Source organism: Weissella paramesenteroides ATCC 33313 (assembly GCF_000160575.1).
Taxonomy (GTDB): domain Bacteria; phylum Bacillota; class Bacilli; order Lactobacillales; family Lactobacillaceae; genus Weissella; species Weissella paramesenteroides.
In genome coordinates this window covers 566,783-572,164 of sequence record NZ_GG697129.1, presented here as the reverse complement: position 1 = coordinate 572,164, position 5,382 = coordinate 566,783, and the positions used below count along the sequence as shown (strand labels likewise).

At 38.1% G+C, this 5,382-nt stretch carries 3 protein-coding genes; 2 read left to right on the top strand and 1 reads right to left on the bottom strand.

The window, feature by feature from the left end:
- Positions 1-117: 117 nt before the first annotated feature.
- A complete protein-coding gene (locus HMPREF0877_RS05670; RefSeq protein ID WP_040760684.1) occupies positions 118-2,829 on the bottom strand; it encodes an NEAT domain-containing protein in 2,712 nt (903 codons plus the stop codon).
- 193 nt (positions 2,830-3,022) lie between these two features.
- Here HMPREF0877_RS05670 and HMPREF0877_RS05665 point away from each other — a divergent pair, with 193 nt between their 5' ends.
- Both HMPREF0877_RS05665 and HMPREF0877_RS05660 read left to right on the top strand, forming a co-directional pair.
- Positions 3,023-3,691, top strand: coding sequence for a potassium channel family protein (locus HMPREF0877_RS05665; protein ID WP_002828311.1), 669 nt, complete (start codon positions 3,023-3,025; stop codon positions 3,689-3,691).
- A gap of 298 nt (positions 3,692-3,989) precedes the next feature.
- Positions 3,990-5,348, top strand: a complete 1,359-nt coding sequence (locus tag HMPREF0877_RS05660; protein WP_002828308.1) for an amino acid permease — start codon at positions 3,990-3,992, stop codon at positions 5,346-5,348.
- Positions 5,349-5,382: the final 34 nt, after the last annotated feature.

Here is a 5,382-nt window from a genome sequence, read left to right as displayed (position 1 = left end):
ACTTGCAAAGGCACATTATATGAGGCTGCATGCACTGGTATTTGAACACCAATCATGAAAAGTAAGAGTGCCAGCATACTCAACAAATAACGTAAATATTTTTTGTTGTGCATCTACTTACCCCTTCTTAAAGAAGTTGGTCAACAATGACACACCAACATAACCTAGTGCAGCAGCAATTACACCACCAGCAACAATGAGAATGTTACGGCGAGTTGTGTTGTCTTTTTGATCAGCTTTAGTATCTTTTGAAACATTTGTATCTGACTTAACACTATCTTTTTTGTCTGAATGTTTAGGCTTATTGGCCTTTTCATCAGATTGTTGGCTAAATGCAGAGTCAGTATTAGCACTAGTATTTTCAAATGTTCCGGTTGCCACAGGATCAGATGTTCCACGTGAAACATCACTAGTGTTTAACGCAGTGGTCAACGTGTTATCAGACATGTTTGGCAAGCCAGTCGTTGGTTGAGTTGCCTCGCTAGCATTATTTAGTGTACGACCAATAACGAAACGAATTGTGTAAGTGTGGTCATACGCTAATGGCGCTGTGAAATGAACATGAATCGTTGTCGCAATCGGTGCCTTAATTTCGTTTGCAGATAACGAGAATCGGTAAACCGCCTGGTAATAGTTACCAGTTTTAAAGTTACTCATACGTGTGACATGGTGGGTACCATCCATAAATGTAATTGGCGCTGATCCCATCATCGCTGGCGTATGCGTTGTTACATAACCAGTATATGAGCCATTACTATTTTTAACTAATTGAATGGTTGGCAAGAAATATTGCGCAGCAACTGATGTGCTGTTACTATTACCTTGCAAAATTGTTAGTTGGTGCAAGGTAGCGTTTGGAACAAGTGTCTGACGGCTTGTTGATAATGCACTACCAGAATTAGATTGGCTAGAAGATGAAGCACTAGAAGATGAGCTTGAATTAGCAGCACTACCACCACCGTTGTTGCTGGTCTTCTTAACACTACTCATATCAAAGACAATATCGGCACTTGGATGCTCAGTGAAGTTAATTGCTGAAACAAAAATTGTCATGTTAGATGTCATGGTCTTTGACAACGCAGAAACGGGTACAGTGACGACCCAACTATTGCCGTTAGCCTTAGCAGCAACACCATTGATTGAGAATGCCTTCATCATAGACATAGCATCATTTTGGGTAGCGAAAGTAATCGTTGCTTGACCGTTTTTAACAGCAACATTTGCTGGGGACTTCATATAAGTCTTCATCGTTGAATCAGTAGTTGTACCTGACTTGTAGACATTATAATTAATAGAATAAGTGCCGTCTTGCAAGATGTCTTTGTCAGATGATGCTGATTCTGATGATGAACTAGATGAATGACTACTATCACTTGTTGATTTAACAAGTGCAGGGTTCATATCAAAAGTAATATTTGAGTTATAACCCTTAGATGGACTCATTGGTACACTGGTAAATGATTTCAAGGTTACTTTACCATCTTTACCGGGTACCAGATCCTTAGTCGGAATAGTGAAATCAACGGTTGTTGACTTATTAACCACTGATTTTGTCTGACCATCAAAAGTGACTGATGGAATCATCCCCATCATACTTGGGACTTGATAAGTGACACTAACGACACTTGTTAGTGCGCCAACCTTGACGTTAAATTCTTTGGCAAAGAAACTATCCATATGACTATCAGGACTGACCGCAATTTGGTAGTTACCAGCTTTTAGGTTATTTTGGGCAATAAGTTGACTAACATCAAAAGTGATATTTGATGGATAATCATGTGTATAACCTTGGGCAGACACATGGGTTAGCGACTTCAGAGTCAACTTACTATCTTTGTCAGGGGTTAGATCTTTAGTTGGAACAGTAAAAGTAGTATCCTGACCGCTAACTGATTTTGTCTGACCATCAAGTGTTAGTGATGGAATCATTTTTGCTAGTGATGCATCATTTAAACTCAATGTGATATCTGTTTGCTCACCTTTAACATTAATGCGAGCGGTTGGCTTCAAAAAGCGTGACATCCCCTGGTCTGCTGCAATGTTCACTGTTGAATCTGTTGATGAAGATGAAGTAGTCTTGTCATCTGAAACAACAGCAGATGATGCTGTATCGCTACTATTATTTTGCTCGTTATTTACCACACTAGAGGTAGCTGTATCATTGTTAGATGATTGTGCGCTGCTACTTGTTTGGCTTGAACTTGATGGCGCAACACTTGTTGTTGTACTTGAATCAGCAATTGAAGTACTTGCATTGTTTGAAGAAGAACTTACTGAATGACTTGAATTTGCTGTACTTGAAGAAGAACTAGAGCTTGAGCTAGAAGCAGCTTCCGGCTTAAATCCTTGAACAGCTAAACGAATATCATAGTCGTGATCATAATTCATCATTGGAATGTTAACATGAATCTTGGTCTTGATTGGTTGCCCACTAGCCAATTCATCTGCTGTCAACGTTAGACGATAAACAGTTTGGTTATAACCATTTTTTTGTGTGGTGCCCATTTTAACAACTTGATGTTGCGTATCCTCACTTGAAATGGGCTCATCACCGAGATTAACGGGTGTATTAGATGTTAAATAAGCATAATAATTTCCGTTTGCCTGCTTCTCTAGTGAAATCGTGTTTAAATAAAATTGTGATGCAGTAGATGTTGCATCGCTGTTACCCTGCAAAATTTTCAAATCATAATTCTTTTTAGTTGCTACAGCTTGCGTGGTCTCAGCGGCATTAACAATTGTGTTAACGCTTGAGACAGTCGTTGTTGTTAGCATACTTCCAAGAACAACTGTTGAAAATAGTGTTGCAGTTCGTGAAAAAGTACTCATACCTGTCCTAAAACTCCTTCTGTTATCATTAAATTATCCTATTTATAAGACTTCACATAATATTCATGAAAAGTTCACAATTGAACATAAATAATTTTAAAGGTTATTTTTAGGTTAATCAAGTTATTTAAATTTAAAGACAGCATCAGATTAGTGATAAAATAGGTTATATAAAATTTGAGAGGTTACCGATATGAAACAGACATATGCGATTGTTGGTTTGGGCCGTTTTGGTAGCTCATTACTAGAATCACTTATAGATGCTGATCAAGAGGTTTTAGTCATTGATAAGAACCCAACTTTAGTTGAAAACTATATGGATATTGCAACCCATGCGGTGATTGCAGATGCGCAAGATGAAGATGCTTTGCGAGACTTGGATTTAGCAAGTTTTGATCATGTTGTGGTAGCAATTGGACATAATCAGCAGGCATCAATTTTGACAACAATCTTACTGAAAGATATTGGTGTACGTCATGTGATTGCGAAAGCTGAGAATAATTTGCATGCTCGTGTACTAGATAAAGTTGGGGCTGATCAGGTTGTCAGACCTGAAAATGAAATGGCACATCGTTTAGCTGAACAATTAATGACTCCTAACCTACTTAATTTTATTGACTTAGGTGATAAACATTCATTAGGTGAAATTAAAATTGGTAATTTGCGTTTTGCCAACAAGACCATTGAAGAACTAGATATTAGGAAAAATTATGGTCTTAATATCATTGCCATTCGTTCTGAAGATCGCGTGGTGATTACGCCAGAACCTGATGAAATCATTCAAGTTGGTGATGTGCTGACAGTGGCTGGTGAGACAAAGGATGTGAAGCACTTTGAATCATTAGTAGCCAAAATTAAGTAATTATTATTGGATTAGCTATTGACTATCAAGCTTAAACAGCATATAGTTGACCATACTAATTTGTGTTTTGAGGAAAAAAGAAACTATTAGTTATTGATAGTATTTAGAGAGTTTGTGTTTGGTGAAAGCAAATTATTATCGGCTAGTAGTGGCGCTTTTGGAGAAACGAAAATTACCTGTAATTAAGTGGCTTAGTCAGTGACTAAGAATTAGGGTGGAACCGCGTTATTAAACGTCCCTATGTCAAATTTAATTTGGCATGGGGATTTTTTATATCCTCATGCAGTGAGGTATATTTATGAATAATCAGTCGGAACGTGAATTATCACGTGGTCTTAAAGCACGCCATGTGCAGATGATAGCTATTGGTGGTGCGATTGGAACCGGTCTTTTCTTAGGATCAGGATCGGCAATCAAAGCAGCAGGTCCAGCGCTAATTTTAGCGTATGCACTAACTGGTTTGTTCGCATATCTAATGATGCGAGCAGTTGGTGAATTGTTGCTCTCAAATACAAAGATACGGTCATTCATTGATTTTGTTCGTATTTATTTGGGTGATAAATGGGAATTCGCTATTGGCTGGGCATACTGGTTAAGTTGGGCAAGTTTGGCGATGGCGGATCTAACTGCGAGTGGTATTTATTTGCGGTATTGGTTTCCTTCACTCCCACAATGGGTAACCCCATTAATTGTTATTATTGTATTGGTCACGTTTAATCTAATTAATGTGCGATGGTTTGGTGAATTAGAGTCATGGTTTGCTTCAATTAAAGTTTTTGCGATACTGGCATTGATTGTTGTTGGAATCGGCTTGATTATCTCAGGGTTCCATACAGGTGGTAACACTGCAAGCTTTGGTAACCTAGTTTCACATGGTGGATTCTTTGCAACTGGATTTAAGGGCTTTATCATGGCCTTTCCAATGGTAATTTTTGCCTTTACTGGTATTGAAATGGTTGGGTTAACTGCTGGTGAAACAGAGGATCCAGCGCGTGATTTACCCAAGGCAATTAACTCGGTACCAGTGAGAGTTGGTTTGTTTTATGTTGGTGCAATTGCAATCATTATGTCAGTTTATCCTTGGAATCAAATTGACACATCACAATCACCATTCGTACAAGTATTTTCCGGTATGGGCATTAATTTTGCTGCAACGTTAGTGAACTTTGTTGTGTTAACAGCTGCCTTGTCTGCTGCTAACTCGGCAATTTTCTCAACATCACGGACATTATATGTCTTGGCAAAAAATAGCCAAGCACCAAAATCATTGGCACGTGTTTCAAAAAATATGGTGCCAGTAACGGGAATGTTGGCTTCATCAATTGTCTTTTTGGCAGTTGTATTACTTAACTACTTTTTCCCATCAAAGATTTTTACCATGATTACCGGTGTTGCAACGATGAGTTTTATTTTTGTTTGGATACTTATCATGGTTGCCCATATTAAATATAAGCAAACGGCAGCAGCAGTAAATAATCCGTATAAGATGCCGTGGTTCCCAGCAACTAGTTATCTAACAATTGGGTTCTTCGTGGCCGTTCTCATTATTTTGGCACTTGATCCATCAACAAGACTATCTGTTTTCTTAACGATTATATTCTTTGTATTAATGTTAGTTGGCTATAGTTTATGGGCAAAACGCTCACAAAAAATATAAATAAAAAAAGCGCTGATGAACTGAACTCCGTAAG